This window comes from Methylobacterium tardum (assembly GCF_023546765.1).
Classification (GTDB): Bacteria; Pseudomonadota; Alphaproteobacteria; order Rhizobiales; family Beijerinckiaceae; genus Methylobacterium; species Methylobacterium tardum.
Genome location: NZ_CP097484.1, coordinates 224673 through 245797, shown reverse-complemented (window position 1 = coordinate 245797; position 21125 = coordinate 224673). Strand labels below are relative to the sequence as shown.

The window sequence follows — 21125 nt, the reverse complement described above, 5'->3', positions numbered from 1 at the left end:
CCCACCTCTGGTAGAGAGGCCGATGGGTCGAAACAGGCTCCGGGACCGGCGCCTCGTGATCGATCCTGTCTGGCCGAGTTCGGTTAACGGACGCTTGCGGGAAGCGGTCCGGGCCCGAGCCGCCGGACACGAGCTGAAATCAGGGCCGCGGGGCCGACGGGGAGAGAGACGTGTCGAAGCGCAAGCCGCTGGTGGTCGTGACGCGGCGCCTGCCGGATGCCGTCGAGACGCGGATGCGCGAGCTGTTCGACGTCCGGCTCAATTCCGAGGACGCGCCGATGGCGCCGGACGCGATGGCGTCGGCCCTGCGCGAGGCCGACGTGCTCGTCCCCACCGTGACCGACGAGATCGATGCCGGGCTGATCGCCCAGGCCGGCCCGAACCTCCGCCTGATCGCCAATTTCGGCAACGGCGTCGATCACATCGACGTGGCGGCAGCGCTGGAGCGGGGCATCACGGTCACCAACACGCCCGGCGTGCTGACCGAGGACACCGCCGACATGACGATGGCGCTGATCCTCGCCGTGGCCCGCCGGGTCACTGAAGGCGCGCGGATCATTCCGGACGACGAGTGGACCACCGGCTGGTCGCCGACCTGGATGCTCGGCCGGCGGATCACCGGCAAGCGCCTCGGCATCGTCGGCATGGGTCGGATCGGCCAAGCGCTGGCCAAGCGCGCCAGGGCCTTCGGCCTGCAGGTCCATTATCACAACCGGCGCCGCGTCCCGGCGGCGATCGAGAGCGCGCTCGACGCCACCTACTGGGAATCCCTCGACCAGATGCTGGCGCGGGTCGACATCGTGTCGGTCAACTGCCCGCACACGCCGGCGACCTACCATCTGCTGTCGGCGCGGCGGCTCAAGCTGCTCAAGCCCGAGGCGGTCGTGGTCAACACCGCCCGCGGCGAGGTGATCGACGAGAACGCGCTGGCCCGATTGATCGAGGGTGGCGAGATCTCGGCGGCCGGCCTCGACGTGTTCGAGCAGGAGCCTGCGGTCAGCCCGCGGCTGGTCAAGCTCGCCCGCCAGGGCAAGGTGGTCCTGCTGCCGCATATGGGCTCGGCGACCTACGAGAGCCGCACCGATATGGGCGAGAAGGTCATCATCAACATCAAGACCTTCATGGACGGCCACCGGCCGCCGGACCGGATCCTGCCGAGCATGCTCTGACCGGAGTGGGCCGGCGCCCCTACAGGGTGTCGGCCGCGGTCGCGGGCTCCGGCGAGCGCTGGCCGCTCTGGAACAGGCGCTCGCTGGTCAGCTTCAGGAAGTAGAAGCCGAATTCCGGGTTCTGATAATAGAGCTGCTTGACGTCGGAATAGGACACGCACAGCGCGTGGCCGGCCTCCACGCAGACCAGGGAGGCGGTGCGTGCGTTGCCCGGCGCCAGCAGGCCCAGCTCGCCGACGATGCCGCCCTTGCGCATCTCGATGCCGACTTCCGGGATCCGGAACGCGCCGCTCTCGATGTAGTACATCTCGTCGGCGGTATCGCCCTTGCGGAACACCACCTCGCCGATCCCGAACGGGCGCCGCGAGCCGAACGGCCGCAGCCACTCAAGGGACAGGTCGCCGTCGGCGGCCGTCTCCACGTCGCGGACGAGGCGGAGCATCTGCCAGAGCCGGTACGCGTTGAACGGCATCTGGATCAGCTCGGTGAGCACGACCGGCATGCTGCCGATCAGGATCCCGTAGGTGATCACCGCGCAGCTCGCGCAGAGCGAGATGATCCGCAGCGGGATCATCGTGCTCATCGCGGTGGCCGAGATGGTCAATACGGTGCCGAGGTAGCCGATCCCCTCGATCCAATCCATGGCCGCCCCCTGAAGCGAAGTGTCCGGGGGATGCCCGTCTTGCCCGGCTGCGGCAAGCCGCTCGGCCGCCGGACGGGCGTGCGCATCTCAGGCTGTGCCCGCGCGGATACGCTCGGCGACGGCCTCGGCAGCGCGGGTGCCCTCCTCGTAGGCGCCGCCCACCGTGCCCCACTGCTCGCGCGACAGCGCCTCCCCGGCGAACCAGACCGTGTCACCGAGGGGCTCGCGCAGGAAGTGCCGCGCCGGCGCGTGGCCCGGCGGGACCACGGCCCAGGATCCCCGGGACCATGGGTCGTGGCGCCACGTGCTCACCGCCGGGATCGTCAGGTCGCGCAGCCGCGCCCGGCCGAACAGGTCGGCCAGAACCGCGCGGACATGCCGGCGAACGCCGTCCGGCCCCGACCCGGCCGCATCGATGGCGGCGGCCTCGTGGAGATCGAGCTCGTAATAGTGGAACGGCGTGCCGTCGATCCGGGTGAGCAGTCCGGGCGGCGCGTGCCGCCGTCCGTGGATCGCCGCCAGCCGGTCGCGGCCCCGGAAAGGGCTCGACGGCCAGTGCAGCACCGCGTGCTCGTAGATGCCCGTGGTGAAGCCGTCGATCGCGGCGCGGACCGCGTTCGGCAGAGGCGGCGTGAAGCTCGGCCCGTCGCGCAGAACCATCATCGGCACGGTGACGATCACCGCACGGGCCGCATGCACGGCACCGTCCGCAGCGGTGACGCGGACGCGACCGCCCGACCAGTCGATCCGCGTGACCGGCGTCGCGAGCGCCACCGGCAGCTTGTCGGCGAGGCGGGCGAGATAGCTGCCGTAGCCGTCGGCGAGGAAGAAATTGTCGCTGTATTCCAGGCTCGGGAAGTCGTGGAGCGAGACCTCGTCCAGCGGCCGCCCGGAGACGAGCCCGTGCACCTGCGCCACCCGCGACCCCCAGGGCCCGAGCCCGGGCGGCAGCGCGCTGCGCGCCGGCCGGTCGGCGCCGGGCTGCGCGGCGCCGCGGGTCATCGCCTGGTCGGCCCGCGCGAACGCCCGGCCATTGGCCCGCACCTCGTCGGCCCGCCCGCGACGGCCATCGACCCAGACATGGCTGTCCTGCGGCGCCCGGCGCAGCCGCTCCCCGCGCGCCCGGCCTAGCGCCACCAGCGGGTTGATCGGGCCCGCATGGAGCCAATGGGCCCCGAGATCGAGAGCATGGCCGCGCAGCGACACCGTGTGGGCACGACCGCCGACCCGGTCGCGCGCTTCCAACACCGCAACTGGGACGCCCCGCGCGACGAGCGCCCGGGCCGCGCCGATCCCGGCCGCCCCCGCCCCGATCACCAGCACCTCCGGCGCCGCGGGCAACGGCGCGAGCCGCGGCCGGTAGGCCGGCCCGCGTGGCGGATCCGCGCTCCGCGCGCTGGGAGCCGATGGGATCGTGACCGTCACCGCTGCATCCTGCACACGTCTTCCCCGTACCCGCGCCCTTGCGACGGCATCGACCTTGCGCCCGGTGCCGCCCCGTTTCACAACGCAGCCGCGCCGCGACCGGCGCAGGCCGGACCTATCGCCCGATGCTCGCCGAGTCCGCCGCGGCGGCTTTGCGCCAAACCTTCTCGCCGCCCATGCGGGCGATCCTCTGGAAGTCCCTCGGCCTGACGCTCGGCCTCCTGGCCCTGGTCTGGCTCGGGCTGACCCGGCTGATCCAGCTGTTCCAGGCGAGCCACCACATCTCAGCCCAGTACCCGATCCTCGACAGCCTCGCCTACTACCTGGCGGGTTTCGGCCTCGTGGTCGTGCTGGCCTACCTGATGCCGGCGGTCTCGATCCTCGTGGCCGGGTTCTTCCTCGGCGATGCGGCCGAGATCGTCGAGCGCACCGACTTCCCCGACGATCCGCCCGGCCGGGCCATGCCCTTCGGCACCGCCATGCTCTACGCTGTGCGCTTCGCGGGCGTGACGCTCCTCGTCAACCTCGCGGCTTTGGTGATCTTCTTCGTTCCGGTCATCGGCATCGCGGCCTTCTTCGGGGCGAACGCCTATCTGCTCGCCCGCGAGTATTTCGAGATGGCGGCCGCCCGGTTCCGGCCTCTCCCCGAGGCGGCCGAGATGCGCCGCGTCTTCGCGGTCCGGACGCTCGGCGCCGGCTGCCTGCTCGCCGCCATGATGGTGGTGCCGATCCTCAACCTTCTGACTCCGCTGTTCGGGATCGCCCTGATGGTCCACCTGCACAAGCGGCTCAGCCGGCGCGCGCTCGCGGCGGGGCCGCGGCTCACCTAGCGGGCGATGCGGCCAAAGCCCACTCTGGCGGGGCTGCTCCGAGGCCGCTACGTTGCGAGTCCCGGCCGAGGGTCCGGGCGGAGAGCCGATCGATGAAGGCGCACGACGCGGGCGAGGATGTTCCGCCCCCGCCCGGCAAGCTGCCGTTCCTGCTCGTCGTGCTCGCCGGAGCGGGTCTCCTCGCCTGGGGCGCCTACGGGCATTGGCAGCGGGATGCCGAGGCGACCGCGACGCTGGAGGCGATCAGGGATCTGGTCCCGCAGGTGCGCACGGTCACGGCCGAGCGGGCCGAGGGCCCACTCGATCTCGTGCTACCCGGTGAGATGCAGGCCTTCACGACGGCGGCGATCGCCGCCCGCGCCACCGGCTACATCGCCGAGCGCCGCGTCGATATCGGCTCGCGGGTCAAGGGCGGCGACCTGCTCCTGCGGATCGCAGCGCCCGACCTCGACCAGCAGCTCGCCCAGGCCGAGGCTCAGGTCGGCCAGTTGAAGGCACAGCTGCTTCAGGCGCAGGCTCAGGTCGAGCAGGCGCGCGCCAACGTGGATCTCGCCAACCTCACCAACAACCGGACCACGACGCTCGCCGTCCAGGGTTGGGCGTCCCGGCAGAACGCCGACAACGCGCAGGCGGGCGTGCTATCCCAGGCGGCGACGCTGGCCGCCGCCGAGGCCGGCGTGAAGGTCGCGACCGCCAACATCAAGGCTCAGGAGGCCGTCGCCGACCGGCTGAAGGCGCTGACGGCGTTCGAGCGAGTGGTCGCGCCGTTCGACGGCGTGGTCACGGTCCGAAACGTTGATGTCGGCGATCTGGTCCGGGCTGATAACGGTGGCACGCCGCTTCTCAGCATCGACCAGGACAATACCCTGCGCATCACCGTGAATGTCCCGCAGAACGACGCGGTCGGCGTGAAGCCCGGCGTTCAGGCGGTGATCACGGTTCCCCAGATGCCGGGCAAGACCTTCGGCGGGTTCGTCGAGCGCAGCTCGGTCGCCCTGAACGCCGCCTCGCGCACCCTGACGACGCAGGTGGATGTGCCCAATCCCGACCGCCTGCTGCGGGCCGGGCTCTACGCCTACGTGACCCTGAAAATCCCGCGCAAAGCGCCCAGCGTGGCGGTCCCGGCCGAGGCGACCGTGTTCAACAGCAACGGCCTGCAGGTCGCCGAGGTGGGCCCTGACGGCCGGGTGAAGTGGCGGACGGTCCAGGTCCAGCGCGATCTCGGGCGGACGTTGGAGCTTGAATCCGGTCTGCCGGCCGACAGCCAGATCATCTACAGCCCGGCGCCCGAACTTCGGGATGGCCAGGCGATCGAGCGGCTCAAGTCGAACCCGGAGGCAGCACCGCTGCGCTCGGCCCAGCGCTGATCGCGGCCCTGCCGCCTCAATCCACCCGGACGACCAGCTTCATCTTGGGATGGATGCCGCAGAGCACCTGAAACGTGCCGCGCTCGGTGAAGGTGACCGGCGTTCGGCTGCCGGGTTCCTGGTCCCCGGAATCGAAGCTGAACGTGTCGGATTCGACGAAGACATGATGCAGCAGGTCGCTGTCGTCGTTCACGAATGTCACCGTCTCGCCGCGGGTGACCGCGAGGTTGCCGGGATGGAACATCCGGCCTTTCTGCGAGACAGCGATCGCCGAGGCCTGGATCTGTCCGGCCAGCAGCAACCCGCACCCCACCCCGAGGGCCAGCGCCGACACAACGGGCACCGCTCTCCGCGAGAGCCGGGGGGAAACAAAGAACCGGAATTGATTGGCCAACATGCTATTCCTCGGGTTCTGAGGATCAGCCTAGCCGACTTTTCATTGAGAAATCATTTTCCGTATGCGTGATATGTCGTAGATCGAACGTATCCGACGACCCTTTACCGAAGTTCGCGGTCGCGGTTGAATCCAATTCGGAAAGCCTCGGGCTAATCGCCTCTTAACATGTAGCAATTACATGTCACCGCACGTGTGACGCGGCGGCCGGTGCGATGCGAGACCCCGAGACAGCGACTGACGATCGGACACGAGCAGGGCTGTCGTACGCGGCGCGTGGCCTCCTGGGCTTCTTCACGACGATCCGCGGCCGGATCTTCGTGGCCTTCCTGTGCATGAGCCTGCTGTCGGGCCTGCTCGGGCTCTACGCGGTGGTGGCGATCTCGCACATCGGCACGCTGATCAACCGCACCTACGACGAATCGCTGATGTCCATCAATTATGCGCGGGCGACAGCAGCGGACTTCGCCAAGATGCGGACCGTGTTCGCGCGCCGGATGCATGCGCACGATGCGGCAGAGGCCGCCAAGCTTGACGCCGAGATTGCGGAACTCTCCACCACGCTGGCCGAGGATCTGACGATCGCGGTGGAGCGCTCGCAGTCGGACCGGGCCGTACGCACCGCCGGCGCGGTTCAGGCGGGCGTGGCCGCCTGGGAGGAGATGCGCCGGACTCTGAATCCCGCCACAGCCGTGTCAGCACGGTGGGACGAGCTGGATCAGCAGGCGCACGCGGTCGACAACCAGATCGATCTGCTGGTGAACTACACGGCGGGTGACGGCTTCACCTTCCGGCAGGCGGCCCGCGTCCTCGTCGCTCGGGAGATGCAGGTCAACGCGATCGCGGCGGCCCTCGCGGTCGTCATCTGCGGGCTGATCGCGTGGCTGCTCAACCGCCGCATCACAGGGCCTCTGGCCGCCGCCTCCGCCGCGGCGGAGCGCATCGCCAGCGGCCGCCTCGAGGATCGGATCCTGGCCGGGGGGCGCGACGAGCTCGGCAGCCTGCTTCGCTCCATGGCGGTCATGCGCGACAACATCCAGGCGATGATGGCCCGCGAAGTCAGCCAGCGCCGGGTCGCCGAGGCGTTGGTGACGGACGCGCTCCAGACATCGCGCGAGGGTGTCGTGGTGGTCGACGCGGCCGGCCGCATCGCCCTCGCCAACGACCAAGCCCTGCGGTTTTTCGAAGGGCTCGGTGCAGCCATCGAGGCGGGAACTTCCCTGGCGCGACTGGCCGGCGGATCGGCGAGCAACGGCTCGGAGCCGCTGGAGGATTGCGTCCGGGCGCTGGCCCAGGACGGTGACATCCAGCTGGCCGATGGTCGCTGGTTGCGGGTGAGTCGCAGCGCGACACAGGGGGGCGGCTTCATCGCCGTCTGCAGCGACATCAGCCTGCTCAAGGAGCAGGAGGACCGCCTGACGCAAACGAACCTCCGCCTCGACGCGGCCCTCGACAATATGTCCCAGGGGCTCTGCCTCTACGACGCGCAGGACCGCCTGATGGTGGTCAACCGGCGCTACAGCGAGATCTACGGCCTGTCTCCGCGCGCGATCGTGCCCGGGATGACGACGCTCGACGTCATGAGGGCCAGCCTCGTGGCCGGCAATCATCCGGGCTGCGACCTCGACACCTTGCTTCGGCAGCAGCGCGAAGCCTTCCACAACGGCGCCTGGCGGACGCATTTCCAGGAACTCAGCAACGGCCGGATCGTCGCCATTGATCGGCGCGAGACGGCCGATGGCGGCTTCGTGGCTACCTATGAGGACGTGACCGAGCGCCGTCGCGCCGAGGCGCGCATCGCCTTCCTGGCCCATCACGACATGCTGACGGGGCTGCCGAACCGGGTGGCCCTGGGCCAGCAGATCGAGATGGCGGTCGCCCAGGCCGGGCGCGACTACGGCTTCGCGGTCTTCGCCATCGATCTCGACGATTTCCGACCCGTCAACGAGACCCTCGGCCACGGTGTCGGAGACGAGCTGCTCGCCGCCGTGGCCAACCGGTTGACCGCCTGCGTGCGCGAGATCGATTGCGTCGCCCGGCTCGGTGCCGACGAGTTCATCGTGGTTCAGCGCGGCATCGACCGGCCCGAGGACGCGGCGGTGCTGGCGCGCCGGATCATCGAGGTGGTCGGCGCGCCCTACAGCCTGAGCAGCCACGAGGTCAGCGTCGGGCTGACCATCGGCATCACCCTGGCGCCGAGCGACGGCACGAGCTGCGACAAGCTCCTGAAGAATGCCGAGGTCGCCCTCGACCGAGGCAAGACCGAGGCGCGCGGTTCGTTCCGGTTCTTCGAGCCCGAGATGGACGCCCGTCTCCAGGCGCGCCGGCTCCTCGAGCGCGACCTGCGCGAGGCGCTGACCCGGGAAGCCTTCGAGGTCTACTACCAGCCGATCTACAGCCTCGACACCGACCGGGTCTGCGGGTTCGAGGCCCTGCTGCGCTGGAACCATCCGGTCCGCGGCTTCATCTCGCCGGCCGAGTTCATCCCGATCGCGGAGGAACTGGGATTGATCGTGCCGCTGGGCGAATGGGTCCTGCGCCGCGCCTGCGAGGTGGCCGCCCACTGGCCGGACGGGCTCAAGGTCGCCGTCAACGTCTCGGCCGTGCAGTTCACGTCGGCGAGCCTCGTCACGGCCGTCCGGGAGGCCCTGCGGCGGACCGGCCTGCCGGGCCGGCGGTTGGAGCTGGAGATCACCGAATCGGTGCTGGTCGCGAATCCCGGGTCCACGACGGCGATCCTGCACAGCCTGAAGGCGCTGGGTGTCCGCGTCGCCATGGACGATTTCGGCACCGGCTACTCGTCGCTCAGCTACCTGCGCAGCTTCCCTTTCGACAAGATCAAGATCGACCAGTCCTTCGTGCGCGACCTTTGCATCAAGGACGGGACGGACTTCATCGTCCGCGCGGTGATCGGGCTCGGCGCCAGCCTCGGCATGACGACGACCGCCGAGGGCGTGGAGACCGAGGCGCAGCTCGCCCAGCTTCGCGCGGAGGGCTGCGACGAGGTTCAGGGTTACCTGTTCAGCCGCCCCGTCCCGGTCTCGGAGGTCGCCGACGTGATCCGCCGCTGGAACGGCAACAGCCGGGCCATCGCCTGACACGTTCACGGCGGTCTGGACTGGAACGAACCTGGTCGACGGGTTCAGGGAATGTCGACTTCAGCCGAGCCTTCCACGCCGTCTTTCCGGGGCGCCGCAGGCGAGCCCGGAAACCAGAACCGCAACCGATGCCCTATCTGGCACCGCGGCGGCTGTGGATCCCGGGCTCCGCTGCGCGGCCCCGGGATGACAGGGTGGCCTTCCCGAAGTCCGGTGCGAACATCACCCGCTTCGGTGGATGGCGACCTACTCCGCCGCGTCGAGACGCGGGCGCTCCACGTGGCTGCGCTCGGCCTTGACCAGCTCGGCCGTGCGGAACGCGACTTCCAGCGCCTGCTCGGCGTTGAGGCGCGGATCGCAGTAGGTGTGGTAGCGGTCCTGCAGGTCGTCGGCCGTCAGCGCCCGGGCGCCGCCCGTGCACTCGGTGACGTCCTTGCCGGTCATCTCCAGGTGGATGCCGCCCGCGATGGTGCCTTCGGCCCGATGGACGCCGAAGAAACCCTCGATCTCCTGCATGACGCGCTCGAACGGCCGGGTCTTGTAGCGGCCCGCCGGGATCGTGTTGCCGTGCATCGGATCGCAGATCCACACCACCTTGCGCCCCTCGCGCTCGACAGCCCGGATCAGGGCCGGCAGGTGATCGCCGACCTTGTCGGCCCCGAACCGGCAAATCAGGCTCAGACGCCCGGGCTCGTTCTCCGGGTTGAGCTGATCAATCAGCCGGATCAGGCCGTCCGCCTTCATGGACGGGCCGCACTTCAGGCCGATCGGGTTCTTGATGCCGCGGGCGTATTCCACGTGGGCATGATCCGGCTGCCGGGTGCGGTCGCCGATCCACAGCATGTGCCCGGAGGTCGCGTACCAATCGCCGGTCGCCGAATCGACGCGGGTCAGCGCCTCCTCGTAACCGAGCAGCAGGGCCTCGTGGCTGGTGTAGAAGTCGGTGGTCCGCACCTCCGGGTGCGTCTCCGGATTGATGCCGATCGCCCGCATGAAATCGAGGGCGTCGGTCATCCGGCCGGCGACATCCTGGTAGCGCGAGGATTGCGGCGAATCCTTCACGAATCCCAGCATCCAGCGATGCGCGTTCTCCAGGTTGGCGTAGCCACCGGTGGCGAAGGCGCGCAGCAGGTTGAGGGTCGCGGCCGACTGGCGGTAGGCCTCGAGCTGACGGCGCGGATCCGGGATCCGCGACTCCTCGGTGAAGCCGATGCCGTTGATGATGTCGCCCCGGTAGCTCGGCAGGCTCACGCCCTCGAGGGTCTCGGTGGGCGAGGAGCGCGGCTTGGCGAACTGCCCGGCGATTCGCCCGACCTTCACCACGGGCGATCCGCCCGCGAAGGTGAGCACCATCGCCATCTGCAGGAACACCCGGAAGAAATCGCGGATGTTGTCGGCGGAGTGCTCGTCGAAGCTCTCGGCGCAGTCGCCGCCCTGGAGAAGGAACGCCTGACCCTCCGAGACGCGCGCGAGCGCCGATTTCAGCTTGCGGGCCTCACCGGCAAAGACGAGCGGCGGAAAGCTCGCGATCTGAGTCTCGACCGCACCGAGGGCAGCGGCGTCCGGATAGGTGGGGACCTGCTCGATCGGCAGATGCCTCCAGCTCTTCGGTGTCCAACGCTCGCCCATGACCTCTCTCCGCGCACCCCTTCGTGCGATCGCGCCTCGTGCGCGAAGCGCGGCTTATAGAGAGGTTCCCGCGGAGTTGCGAGTGCCGGAAACCGGGGGCAGGCGCGCCCCGGCGTCAGGCCTCGCCGTCCTCGACCTCGATGCCATGCTCGGCCAGGATCCAGAAGATCGCCTCGAGGTCTTCCGCCGAGACGTCGCGCGGCGGCAGGGCCTCTTCCAGATCGTCGTAGGTCAGGTTGCGGCTCCGCTGCGCCTCCGCCTTCGCGAGAAGCCGGTCGATGGCGCGGCGGATATCGGCCGCGAGCGCGTCGTGGCTCGGCGGGCGATGGAATGCCGGGCGCAGCGCGTCCGCGAGCAGGCCGTCAATAATCGCCTGCCTGCGCGCATGCGCGTCGTCCCCGCCTCGTCCCTTGCCTGCGCCCTGCTTGCCCATGCCCCTGATATGGCTCGGTCGGGCACCGCGTCGAGGCCTGGCCGCCGCGGAGACCTCAGCCGACGCCGACCGGATGCTTGGTGACCTCCGGAACCCGCATGGTCACAAGCTCCTCGGCTGCCGTCGGGTGGACCGCGATGGTCCGGTCGAAATCGGCCTTGGTGGCGCCCAGGGTCACCGCGATCCCCACCGCCTGGATCACCTCGCCGGCATCGTGGCCGAAGATGTGCACGCCGACCACGCGGTCGCTGGCGCAATCGGCGATCACCTTCATGAGGATCCGCTCCTCGCGGCCCGACAGCGTCGCCTTCATAGGTCGGAAGCGGGCCTTGTAGACGTCGATCTTGCCGTAGACCTCGCGGGCGGCCGCCTCGGTATGGCCGACGACTCCGATCTCGGGGGTCGAGAACACCGCCGTCGGGATCAGGCGGTGATCGACGCAGGACGGCTTGCCGCCGAAGACCGTGTCGGCGAAGGCGTGGCCCTCGCGGATCGCCACCGGGGTCAGGTTGGCGCGGTTCGTGACGTCGCCGACCGCGTAAATCGACGGGACCTTGGTCTGCGAGTAGGCGTCCACCGGGATCGCGCCGGCGGCATCCGTCTCGATGCCGACCCGGTCGAGGCCGAGCCCGGCGACGTTCGGCCGCCGGCCGGTGGCGACGAGGATCTGGTCGGCCTCGATCGTGCTGCCGTCGCCGAGCCGGGCGCAGAGGCCGCCGGCCTGCCGCTCGATGCGGGTCAGGTTGCGCCCGAGGCGCAGGTCCATGCGGCGTCCGTAGGCCTCGGCAAGGGCGTCGCGGACCTCGTCGTCGAAGCCGCGCAGCAGCTTGTCGCCCCGGTGCAGCAGGGTGGTGCGGCTGCCGAGTGCCGCGAACACGCCGGCGAACTCCACCGCGATGTAGCCGCCGCCGATCACCAGGATGCGTTCCGGTAGGCGCTCTAGCTCGAACACCTCGTTGGAGGTGATCGCCAGCTCGATGCCCGGGACGGCCGGCTCCTTGAGCGGATGTGCGCCGACGGCCACGAGGATCCGCTCCGCCCGGACACGCCGGTCGGATTTCAGCAGGCGCACGGTGTGCACGTCCTCGATCACGGCGCGTTCGGGCACGATCTCCACGCCGGCCCGGATCAGGTTGGCGTCGTAGATGCCTTCGAGCCGGGTCACCTCGGCGTCGCGGCGGTTCTTGAGCACGCTCCAGTCGAAGCGCGGCCGCTGCAAAGTCCAGCCGAAGCCGGCCGCGTCCTCGAACTCGTCGGCGAAGCGGCCGGCATAGACCATCAGCTTCTTGGGCACGCAGCCGCGGATCACGCAGGTGCCGCCAACCCGGTACTCCTCGGCGAGCATCACCTTGGCCCCGTAGCCCGCCGCGATCCGCGCCGCCCGGACCCCGCCCGAACCGCCGCCGATGACGAAGAGGTCGACGTCGAAATCGCTCATGCCGGACCGTCCTTCCCGGATGCCGTCTCCGCGCGCGGCCGGGCGGCCTCGCGCAGCCACGAGATGGCAGCGCCGAGCCCCGCCGTCCACCACGCGGCCCAGCCGTTATGCTCCACGAAGGCGATCGCGGCCGCACAGGCGACGAGGCCGAGGGCCACCGCCCGGTCCGGCTGGTCCAGCCGCGCCACGCGGGCGAGCATCAGCATCAGGGTGAGCGCGGCCAGGACCGCGCCGGGCAGGCCCAGCTCGGCCCAGACCTGGAGGAAGCTGTTGTGCGGATGGCCGACGCCGAGGAGCACCCGCATCTCGGCCGGCAGGCTCTCAGCGACCGGCGTCTCGGCGAAGCGCGCGCTGGTGCCGGTGCCCGCACCGCGCCAGGGATCCGTAGCCACCGCCGCCCCGAAGCTGCGGGCGATGGCGACCCGCGCCCGGGACGAGGATTGCACCAGGCGCTCGTGGGCCGCCTCCGGCATCATCCGGGCGAGCAGGTCGCCTTCCACAGGAGCCAGCGCCACCGCGAGCCCGAGGCCGAGGCCGGCGAACTCGAGGCCGATCCGCCGCGGCAGCAGCCTTGCCGCGACGAACATCGCGGCGCCCGCGAGAAGGCCGAGCTGCGCGGCCCCGCTGATCGAGCGCAGCACGCCCAGCGCCGCGAAGGCGAGCGCCGCCGCTGCCCACAAGCGGGCACCCCTGCGCCACAGCACCAGGGCGACCGGGCCGGCCACGAGATCGAGGGTCAGCGCCGGCCGGTTGTGCACGAAGGCGGCGACCCGCCGTCCCAGGGCCCGTTCGAGGGCGAGATCCGCGGCGAGGTCCACGGCGATCAGAACGCCGCCGAGGGCGAGCGCCGCCGCCGCGAGCCGGGGCGCGAAGGCCGGGATGCGGCCGGGCGCCGTGCAGGCCAGCAGGTAGGCGGCGAGCAGGGTCGGCAGGAACTCGGCCAGAACCCGCAGGGAGACGGTCGGAAACGGGCTCCAGGCGAGCGCGGCGAGCGCCCAGGCGAGGAAAGCGAGCGCGGCTCCGGCCAGGGGCGTCGCCAGCGGCGCCAGCAGATGCGCCCGCAGGGCCACGCGATCCTCGACCCATCGGCCGGCCAGGAAGGCGAGCGCCGCCAGCCCGACGACGGCCGGGCTGGAGCGGTTGGCGAGCACCATCGCGAGCGGCATGACGGCGAGGAGCACCCCGCCGGCCGCGTAGAGCCGGGCCGCCGCGCTCATCGGGTCGTCGTCACGGCGATCCGCCCCCGGGAGCGGCCGCCCTCACTGCATCTGGTGCCCGCGCTTGCCCATCTCGGCGCGCACGCGGACCATGACGTACTCGGAGACGTCCTGGGTCCAGTCCTGCATCTCCTGCACCATCTCGTCGAGCAGCTGCGGCTGCGCCTCGACGTAGTGCTTGCCGGCGGGCGAGCGGAAGAAGGTCGCGATCTCCTTCAGCTCGGCCTCCGAGAACTTCGCCGCGTAGGTCCGCGCCGCGATGTCGATCATCCGCTGCTTCTGCAGCTCCATTTCCGGCTGCAGCGAGGCCAGGACCTCGTCGAGATCCTTGGCCAGCTCGGGCCGGGTGACGGATTGCTTGCGGATCTGGTCGGCGAAGGCGGGCAGCACCGAGTCGAACGAGCGGGCGATGCCGGAGCTGAGCATCACCTCGCGGGCGAGCGCGAGGTGGCTCGGCGTGTAGGCCGGAGCGGCCGGGGTGTTGGCGGCCGGCGTGCTCGGCTGCGCAGCCGGCTTGGCCGCGCCGCCCTTGTTGGCCTGGGCGACGGCCGCATGGGGGAGTGCCAGAAGCGCGAGGCCGAGCGCGAGGCTGGGCGCGGCGGTGAGGCGTCGGGACATGCTGGACTTTCTTGCGAGGAGGGCCTGCGAGGAGGGTGGCGCCTCAGGCGAGGCTGCCGAGAACGGTGACCTCGGCCTGTCCGTCCCGCGCGGCCGCCAGGATGGCGGCATCGGCGATCCCGATGAACAGGCCGTGCTCGACCACGCCCGGCACCGACCACAGCGCCGCGCCGAGCGTTTCCGGGTCGGGAATCGCGCCGAGATGGGCGTCGAGGATATGGTGCCCGCCGTCGGTGACCAGAGGCTTGCCGTCGGCATGGCGGCGCAGCCGGACTTCGCCCGCGCAGCCGGCAGCCGCGACCGCCGCTTCGACCGCGCGGTGGGTGGCCGTGAGGCCGAAGGGATTGACCTCGATCGGCAGCGGGAAGGCGCCGAGCCGGCTGACCCGCTTGGCGGCGTCGGCGATGACCACCATGCGGCGGCTCGCGCAGGCGACGATCTTCTCGCGCAGGAGCGCCGCGCCGCCGCCCTTGATCAGCCGCAGCTGATCGTCGACCTCGTCGGCGCCGTCGATGGTCAGGTCAAGCTCGGGCATAGTGTCGAGGGTGGCAAGACGGATGCCGAGCCCCTCGGCCTGCACCCGCGTCGCCTCGGAGGTCGGCACGCCGACGATGTCGAGCCCGCCGCGGACCCGTTCGCCGAGCAGCGCCACGAAGGCGGCGGCCGTCGAGCCGGTGCCGAGCCCGAGGCGCATGCCGGGCTCGGCGAGGTCGAGCGCGCGGGCCGCCGCGGCCCGGCGGAGGTCCGGCCCGCTCACCGGGGGAGCGCCCGCTTGGCGGGACGGATCGAACGATGGCGCGTCATGGGCTGAAGGTCTTTCCCCGAAGGTTCGTCGGCCCGTAGCACGTGACACGGCCGACCGGAACGCCGGAGGCGACGATGGCGCGTTACGGCCGGCCGCCCTGTGTCGGCGTCGCGCTGGCTCCGGCCCGGCCGGGCGCCGGCCCGGTCAGGGGGGCGTCGGACGCGCCGTCGGCGCCGGGCTTGCCCTGCTGGGTGCAGACGACCTGCTCCTTCTTCACCAGCACGAAGCAGATGCTCATCTCGCCGGTCCTGTAATTCACCCGGAAGACGCCGGCCTCTCGGGTGTGCCGGCTCGCCACCAGCCCGTACTCGGACGGGGTCTGCGGACCGGCGCCCTCGCCGGCCCCGAAGCAGACCGTCTGGCCGATGCCGCCCGCCGATTCCTGGAGGCCGTACTGGCAGGAGGTCACCTCGCCGGTAACCTTGTCGACGCGGTACATCCGGTTGAGGTCGGTCTGCGGCGCGGGGACGAACTCGAAGGAGGTCGCGGCGGCCGGCACGGCGTGAAGCGCGGCGCAAATCGCCAGGATGGACAGAGACGGTTTCATCGGCGGTCCCGGGGGCTGGTCTGCCGTGCATGTCGCTGGGCTTTCGGGCGAGTCTGGGGCATGCGGCCGAGGGATGCACCGCTTCAGGTCCCGCGGCCTGCCTTGTGATCCAATCTCTGCCGTCATTCCGGGGCCGCGCAGCGGAATCCGGAATCCAAACGCGCTCCGCGTGCAAAATCCGGCTACGTTCGCGGTTCTGGATTCCGGGCTCGCCTGCGGCGACCCGGAATGACGGGTTACTGCGACGCGTGAAGCAGGGAGCCGACGGTGTCTCTGCCATTCCGTCCGCCGGCTTGCCCGCATTTGCAGGCCCCGTTAGCGAAGGCGCCAGCCAGCAGGAGTCCCCTCAGAATGTCCGCCGAACCGACGACCCGCCCGCCGATCGCCGTGTTCGACCTGGACGGAACCCTCGCGGAAACCGCAGGCGACCTGATCGGCACGCTCAACGTGCTGATGAAGCGGGAGGGGCTGGCCGAACTGCCGCTGTCGCAGGCGCGCGGGCTGATCGGTGCCGGCGCCAAGGCGCTGATTCGGCGCGGCTTCGAGGCGGAAGGCCGCGCGCTCTCCCCGGAAGATCACGACCGGCTGTTCGACGCCTTCATCGCCCATTACGGCGAGCACCTTGCCGACACCTCTCACCTGTACCCGGGCGTGGTCGAGGCGCTCGATGCGTTGGAGGCGGCGGGCTTCCGCCTCGCGGTCTGCACCAACAAGTACGAGGGCCAGTCGGTGGAACTGCTGAGGATCCTGGGGATCGGCGACCGGTTCGCGGCGATCTGCGGCCGCGATACATTTCCGCAGTTCAAGCCCGACCCGCGGCACCTTACCGACACGATCGCGCGCGCCGGAGGCGACCCGGCGCGGGCCGTGATGGTCGGCGATTCCCGGACCGACATCGACACCGCCAAGGCCGCCGGCATCCCGGTGGTCGCCGTGACCTTCGGCTACACCGACCGGCCGGTCACCGAACTCGGGCCCGACCGGGTGATCGAGCATTTCTCGCAGCTGCCCGAGGCAGTCGGCGCGCTCGTGCCGGTGGACGCCTGAGCGGTCAGCGCAGCCGGTCCGGAGTCGCGCCACCGCCTCGCGGCATTCGGCTTCCGAGCCGGCGAACGAGAACCGGACGTGGTGGTGGCCCAGCTCCGGGTCGAAATCGAGACCCGGAGTTGCTGCGACGAGGGCCTCGTCCAGCATCCGCCGGCAGAAGGTCGGCGCGTCGTTGGTGAGGTCCGAGACGTCGGCGTAGAGGTAGAAAGCGCCGTCGGCCGGGTGCACGCGGCCGAGGCCCAGGCCGGGCAGAGCGTCCAGCAGGATCGCGCGGTTGCGTGCGTAGCCGTCGCCAACCGCATCGAGTTCGTCCGTCGCGTCGAAGGCTGCCAGGGCGCCGATCTGCGACAGGTAGGGGGCCGAGATGTAGAGATTCTGCGCCAGCCGCTCGATTGGGCGGACCAGCGCTTCCGGCACGATCATCCAGCCGACCCGCCAGCCGGTCATGCAATGGTACTTCGAGAACGAGTTGATCACCACGGCGTCGGGGTCGAAGCGCAGGGCCGTCACCGTGGGGACGCCGTAGCTGAGGCCGTGATAGATCTCGTCGGAGATCAGGGGCAGGCCCAGCGCGTGCGCGGCCGTGCAGAGATCGCGCAAGGCGGTCTCGGTGATCACGGTGCCCGAAGGGTTCGCCGGGCTCATCACCAGGGCGCCGGCCACCGGCTCCCGTGCGTGCGTTTCGCGCAGCAGCGCGGCGGTCGGTGCGAAGCGGTCCTCCGCGCGCAGGACCATCGGGGCGGGCACGAGATCGAGGGACGCCAGGATGCTCCGGTAGGCCGGGTAGCCCGGCTGCGGGACCGCCACGCGGGCGCCAGCATCGAACAGGCTCATGAAGGCCAGCACGAAGCCCGCCGATGAGCCGGTGGTGATCACCACCCGCTCCGGGCTGACCGGGACACCGTGCCGCTCGGCGTAGTCGCGGGCGATCCGCTCACGCAGGGCGGGAAGGCCGAGGGCTTCCGTGTAGGGGACGCGGCCGGTGGCGAGAGCCGCCTGCGCGGCCGCAATCACCGCGCGCGGCGCCGGCGCCGAGGGCTGTCCGACCTCCATCCGCACCACGTCGTCGCCCGCCCGCGCCTTGGCGGCCGCGGCGGCCATGACGTCCATGGCGAGGAACGGCTGGACGGCGGCGGCCCGCCGGGAAATCGGGGTCATGGGGCTCTGCTCTGCGCCGGGCGAAGCCGGGGTCTCGGGGTTAGACCCTCGCGGTCCCTACCTCAAGCCGAGGCCAGGCCCGATGCCGGCAGAAACCCTCCTGGGTCAGGACCGTCTTTCCGGGGCGCCGCAGGCGAGCCCGGAATCCAGACGCGCAGGCTGTGCCAGCCCTTGACGCGTCGGCGGCTCTGGATCCCGGGCTCCGCTCCGCGGCCCCGGGATGACGGATGTGTCTGTGGGCAAAATCCGCACCGGCTCATCCGGCCTCGCAAACCGGCGCGCCGCAGACCGCGGCACTGGCTGGAATTGACCGAGCGCCGCGAAAACGCCTAACCCAGCCCCTACCGCTCGCGCCACGCGCGGGCCGGCTTGCCGCGCAAGCGAGGATCCATGCCCTTCATCCGCCCCCTGCCCGCGCTGGCCCTGGCGCTCGGCCTCGTCGCCGTCCCGGCACTCGCCCAGAATGCGGCGCCGCCCGCCGCGCCCTTCACGGATGCGCAGCGCGCCGGCATCGAGGCGATCGTCAAGGAATACCTGATCAAGCACCCCGAGGTGCTTCAGGAGGCCCTCGCCGAGGCCGAGAAGCAGCAGGCCGAGACGCAGCGCCTCGCCCAGGCCGCCGCCCTCAAGGAGTCGCGCGACGCGCTCCTCAACGGCCCCCACGACGTGGTCGCCGGCAATCCCTCGGGCGACGTCACCATGGTCGAGTTCTTCGATTACAATTGCGGCTACTGCCGCAAGGCGCTCGGGGACGTTCAGGCGCTGATCAAGTCCGACCCGAAGCTGCGGGTGGTGATCAAGGACTTCCCGGTGCTCGGCCAGGAATCGCTTGAGGCCAGCCAGGTGGCGATCGCGGTCCGCCAGCAGCTCAAGGGCGACAAGCTGTTCGAGTTCCACCAGAAGCTCCTGGAGACCAAGGGCCGGGTGAATGGCGCCCGGGCGATCCAGGTCGCCAAGGATCTCGGCGTGGACACGACCAAGCTCCAGAAGGACATGGCCTCCCCCGAGGTGAAGACCGCGCTGAGCGAGAACCGGGGGCTCGGCGACCGTCTGGGCCTGTCCGGCACGCCGGCCTTCATCATCGGTGACGAGGTGATCCCGGGAGCCGTCGGCGTCGAGCCGATGCGCAAGACCATCGCCGACGTGCGCCAGTGCGGCCACGCTTCCTGCTGAGCTGACGATCCGGGCCGCTGGACCCGAGAAGGCGTCGCGTGCAGCCTTGTCGCGGCGGGGCGCCTTCGTCTAAGAGCCGCCAGCCGCAGGGCCGCGGTCCAGCGCCGACTCGGTTGGACGGACTGACGCGCCGCGAGACGAAGTAGGCCGGATGCCAAAGAACGACGCTATCGATCCCGAGCTCGTGCGCGAGCTCGCCAACCTCGTCACCGAGACCGGTCTGTCCGAGATCGAGGTCGAGAAGGGCGATCTGCGCATCCGCGTGGCGCGCCGGCTCGAACCCGTGAGCGTCCAGGTCGCGGCGCCCGCGCCGGTCGCGGCCATGGCACCCCCTCCTGCCGCTGTGTCGGCGGCGCCGTCCGCCCTCGCCCCAGCCGAGCCGGCGCGGTCCCAGCCCGGCACCGTGCCGTCGCCGATGGTCGGGACCGCCTATCTGCGCCCCTCGCCCGACGCCAAGGCGTTCGCCGATGTGGGCTCAAAGGTCGAGGCCGGCGACAAGCTGCTGCTCATCGAGGCGATGAAGACCTTCAATGAGATCGTGGCGCCCCGCGCCGGCACGGTCAGCGCCATCTTCGCCGAGGACGGCCAGCCGGTCGAGTTCGGCGAGGCCTTGCTCGTCATCAGCTAGGACGTCCGCTGGGCCGATCATCGCTCAGTCCTGGAAGACGCCGCTTAACAAGAGGATAGAGCATCCTGTGCGGTCCGGGATCGCCAGGACGCCCTAACGGGTCCGATGTTCGACAAGATCCTGATCGCGAACCGCGGCGAGATCGCCCTGCGCATCCTGCGGGCGGCGAAGGAGCTCGGGATCGCCACCGTGGCGGTCCACTCCACCGCCGATGCCGACGCCATGCATGTGCGTCTGGCCGATGAGAGCGTCTGCATCGGGCCGCCGGCCGCCCGCGACAGCTACCTCAACATCCCGTCGATCATCGCGGCCTGCGAGATCACCGGCGCGGACGCGGTTCATCCTGGCTACGGCTTCCTGTCGGAGAACGCCCGCTTCGCCGAGGTGCTGGCCCATCATCAGATCGGCTTTATCGGCCCCAAGGCCCAGCACATCCGCACAATGGGCGACAAGATCGAGGCCAAGCGCACGGCACTCAAGCTCGGCATCCCGTGCGTGCCGGGATCCGAAGGCGGCGTCGAGGATGCCGATACCGCCAAGCGCGTGGCCGCCGAGATCGGTTACCCGGTCCTGGTGAAGGCGGCTGCGGGCGGCGGCGGACGCGGCATGAAGGTCGCGCGCTCCGAGGCCGAGTTGGAGCAGGCGATCGGCATGGCCAAATCCGAGGCCAAGGCCGCGTTCGGCGACGACGCGGTCTATCTCGAGAAGTACCTCGAGAAGCCCCGTCATATCGAGGTGCAGGTGCTCGGGGACGGCCGCGGCGGTGCGGTCCACCTTGCCGAGCGCGACTGCTCGCTCCAGCGCCGTCACCAGAAGGTCTGGGAGGAAGGCGGCTCGCCGGCGCTCAATGAGTCGATGCGCGCCGAGATCGGCGGCATCTGCGCCAACGCCATGAAGGAGCTCGGCTACCTGGGCGCCGGCACCGTCGAGTTCCTGTACGAGGACGGGCGGTTTTACTTCATCGAGATGAACACCCGGATCCAGGTCGAGCATCCGGTGACCGAGATGATCACCGGGATCGACCTCGTCATCGAGCAGATCCAGGTCGCCTCGGGCGGCCCGCTCTCGGTGAGCCAGGCGGACATCAAGGTCGAGGGCCACGCCATCGAGTGTCGGATCAACGCCGAGCACCCGGAGACCTTCCGTCCCTCGCCCGGCGAGATCACCCACTATCACACGCCGGGCGGCCTCGGCGTCCGCGTCGATTCCGCGGCGTTCCAGGGCTACCGGATCCCGCCGAACTACGACTCGCTGATTGGCAAGCTGATCGTGCACGGCCGCACCCGCAACGAGTGCCTAATGCGCCTGCGCCGCGCGTTGGACGAGTTTGTCATCGACGGCATCGACACGACGCTGCCCCTGTTCAGGACCCTTGTCCGCAACCCGGACGTGCAGAACGGCCTTTACGACATCCACTGGCTAGAGCATTTCCTGGAAGATGGGGGCATGAAGGTCTGAGGCCGCGGGAGCCTGCGGCGGCCGCGGGCTCTGGCCTTCGGGCCGGCC

General features: G+C 70.4%; 18 protein-coding genes and 1 pseudogene. 8 read left to right on the top strand and 11 right to left on the bottom strand.

The window, feature by feature from the left end:
• Nucleotides 1–170 precede the first annotated feature (170 nt).
• Complete coding sequence (locus M6G65_RS01200; protein WP_012319641.1) at nucleotides 171–1169, top strand: 2-hydroxyacid dehydrogenase; 999 nt, start codon at nucleotides 171–173, stop codon at nucleotides 1167–1169.
• Between the two features lie 19 nt (nucleotides 1170–1188).
• Here M6G65_RS01200 and M6G65_RS01195 read toward each other — a convergent pair whose 3' ends face one another.
• Together M6G65_RS01195 and M6G65_RS01190 are read right to left on the bottom strand one after the other, a co-directional pair.
• Nucleotides 1189–1812 (bottom strand): Crp/Fnr family transcriptional regulator, encoded by a 624-nt coding sequence (locus M6G65_RS01195; RefSeq protein ID WP_238198599.1) that lies wholly within the window; start codon nucleotides 1810–1812, stop codon nucleotides 1189–1191.
• Nucleotides 1813–1899: 87 nt separating this feature from the next.
• Entirely contained in the window at nucleotides 1900–3237 is a 1338-nt protein-coding gene (locus M6G65_RS01190) for a flavin monoamine oxidase family protein (RefSeq protein ID WP_430929537.1), read from the bottom strand.
• A 125-nt stretch (nucleotides 3238–3362) separates the two neighbouring features.
• Here M6G65_RS01190 and M6G65_RS01185 point away from each other — a divergent pair, with 125 nt between their 5' ends.
• Nucleotides 3363–4067 carry a sulfate transporter family protein gene (locus M6G65_RS01185; protein ID WP_250103467.1) on the top strand — a complete coding sequence of 235 codons (705 nt, stop codon included), beginning with the start codon at nucleotides 3363–3365 and terminating at the stop codon, nucleotides 4065–4067.
• A gap of 92 nt (nucleotides 4068–4159) precedes the next feature.
• On the top strand, nucleotides 4160–5434 hold the full coding sequence (locus M6G65_RS01180) for an efflux RND transporter periplasmic adaptor subunit (RefSeq protein ID WP_250103466.1): 1275 nt from the start codon (nucleotides 4160–4162) through the stop codon (nucleotides 5432–5434).
• 16 nt (nucleotides 5435–5450) lie between these two features.
• Here M6G65_RS01180 and M6G65_RS01175 read toward each other — a convergent pair whose 3' ends face one another.
• A complete protein-coding gene (locus M6G65_RS01175; protein WP_238198604.1) occupies nucleotides 5451–5831 on the bottom strand; it encodes a plastocyanin/azurin family copper-binding protein in 381 nt (126 codons plus the stop codon).
• Nucleotides 5832–6043: 212 nt separating this feature from the next.
• Between M6G65_RS01175 and M6G65_RS01170 the strand changes: the two genes are divergently transcribed.
• Complete coding sequence (locus M6G65_RS01170; RefSeq protein WP_250103465.1) at nucleotides 6044–8926, top strand: EAL domain-containing protein; 2883 nt, start codon at nucleotides 6044–6046, stop codon at nucleotides 8924–8926.
• A gap of 246 nt (nucleotides 8927–9172) precedes the next feature.
• Here M6G65_RS01170 and M6G65_RS01165 read toward each other — a convergent pair whose 3' ends face one another.
• From M6G65_RS01165 to M6G65_RS01135, 7 genes are all read right to left on the bottom strand, one after another.
• Nucleotides 9173–10555 carry a class II 3-deoxy-7-phosphoheptulonate synthase gene (locus M6G65_RS01165; RefSeq protein WP_250103464.1) on the bottom strand — a complete coding sequence of 461 codons (1383 nt, stop codon included), beginning with the start codon at nucleotides 10553–10555 and terminating at the stop codon, nucleotides 9173–9175.
• 115 nt (nucleotides 10556–10670) lie between these two features.
• Complete coding sequence (locus tag M6G65_RS01160) at nucleotides 10671–10988, bottom strand: RNA polymerase sigma factor region1.1 domain-containing protein (RefSeq protein ID WP_238198610.1); 318 nt, start codon at nucleotides 10986–10988, stop codon at nucleotides 10671–10673.
• A gap of 55 nt (nucleotides 10989–11043) precedes the next feature.
• A complete protein-coding gene (gor, locus tag M6G65_RS01155) occupies nucleotides 11044–12426 on the bottom strand; it encodes a glutathione-disulfide reductase (protein WP_250103463.1) in 1383 nt (460 codons plus the stop codon).
• Nucleotides 12423–13643 (bottom strand): O-antigen ligase family protein, encoded by a 1221-nt coding sequence (locus M6G65_RS01150; protein WP_250103462.1) that lies wholly within the window; start codon nucleotides 13641–13643, stop codon nucleotides 12423–12425. The genes gor and M6G65_RS01150 overlap by 4 nt, the downstream gene beginning before the upstream one ends.
• Before the next feature lie 42 nt (nucleotides 13644–13685).
• Entirely contained in the window at nucleotides 13686–14261 is a 576-nt protein-coding gene (locus M6G65_RS01145; RefSeq protein ID WP_192707070.1) for a DUF2059 domain-containing protein, read from the bottom strand.
• A 43-nt stretch (nucleotides 14262–14304) separates the two neighbouring features.
• Nucleotides 14305–15018 (bottom strand): ribose-5-phosphate isomerase RpiA, encoded by a 714-nt coding sequence (rpiA, locus tag M6G65_RS01140; protein ID WP_250103461.1) that lies wholly within the window; start codon nucleotides 15016–15018, stop codon nucleotides 14305–14307.
• 130 nt (nucleotides 15019–15148) lie between these two features.
• Nucleotides 15149–15613 carry a hypothetical protein gene (locus M6G65_RS01135; RefSeq protein WP_238198618.1) on the bottom strand — a complete coding sequence of 155 codons (465 nt, stop codon included), beginning with the start codon at nucleotides 15611–15613 and terminating at the stop codon, nucleotides 15149–15151.
• Nucleotides 15614–15964: 351 nt separating this feature from the next.
• Between M6G65_RS01135 and gph the strand changes: the two genes are divergently transcribed.
• Entirely contained in the window at nucleotides 15965–16660 is a 696-nt protein-coding gene (gene gph / locus M6G65_RS01130) for a phosphoglycolate phosphatase (protein WP_238198620.1), read from the top strand.
• A gap of 18 nt (nucleotides 16661–16678) precedes the next feature.
• Here the strand turns inward: gph and M6G65_RS01125 are convergent.
• A pseudogene (locus tag M6G65_RS01125) lies at nucleotides 16679–17818 on the bottom strand (pyridoxal phosphate-dependent aminotransferase); the annotation flags it as partial.
• A 390-nt stretch (nucleotides 17819–18208) separates the two neighbouring features.
• On the opposite strand from M6G65_RS01125, the gene M6G65_RS01120 reads away from it, so the two are divergent.
• The 3 genes from M6G65_RS01120 (at nucleotide 18209) to accC (ending at nucleotide 21077) form a co-directional block, all read left to right on the top strand.
• Nucleotides 18209–18991, top strand: a complete 783-nt coding sequence (locus tag M6G65_RS01120; RefSeq protein ID WP_192707065.1) for a DsbA family protein — start codon at nucleotides 18209–18211, stop codon at nucleotides 18989–18991.
• 151 nt (nucleotides 18992–19142) lie between these two features.
• Nucleotides 19143–19619, top strand: coding sequence for an acetyl-CoA carboxylase biotin carboxyl carrier protein (gene accB / locus M6G65_RS01115; RefSeq protein ID WP_250103460.1), 477 nt, complete (start codon nucleotides 19143–19145; stop codon nucleotides 19617–19619).
• 105 nt (nucleotides 19620–19724) lie between these two features.
• Nucleotides 19725–21077, top strand: a complete 1353-nt coding sequence (gene accC, locus M6G65_RS01110) for an acetyl-CoA carboxylase biotin carboxylase subunit (protein ID WP_238198626.1) — start codon at nucleotides 19725–19727, stop codon at nucleotides 21075–21077.
• Nucleotides 21078–21125: the final 48 nt, after the last annotated feature.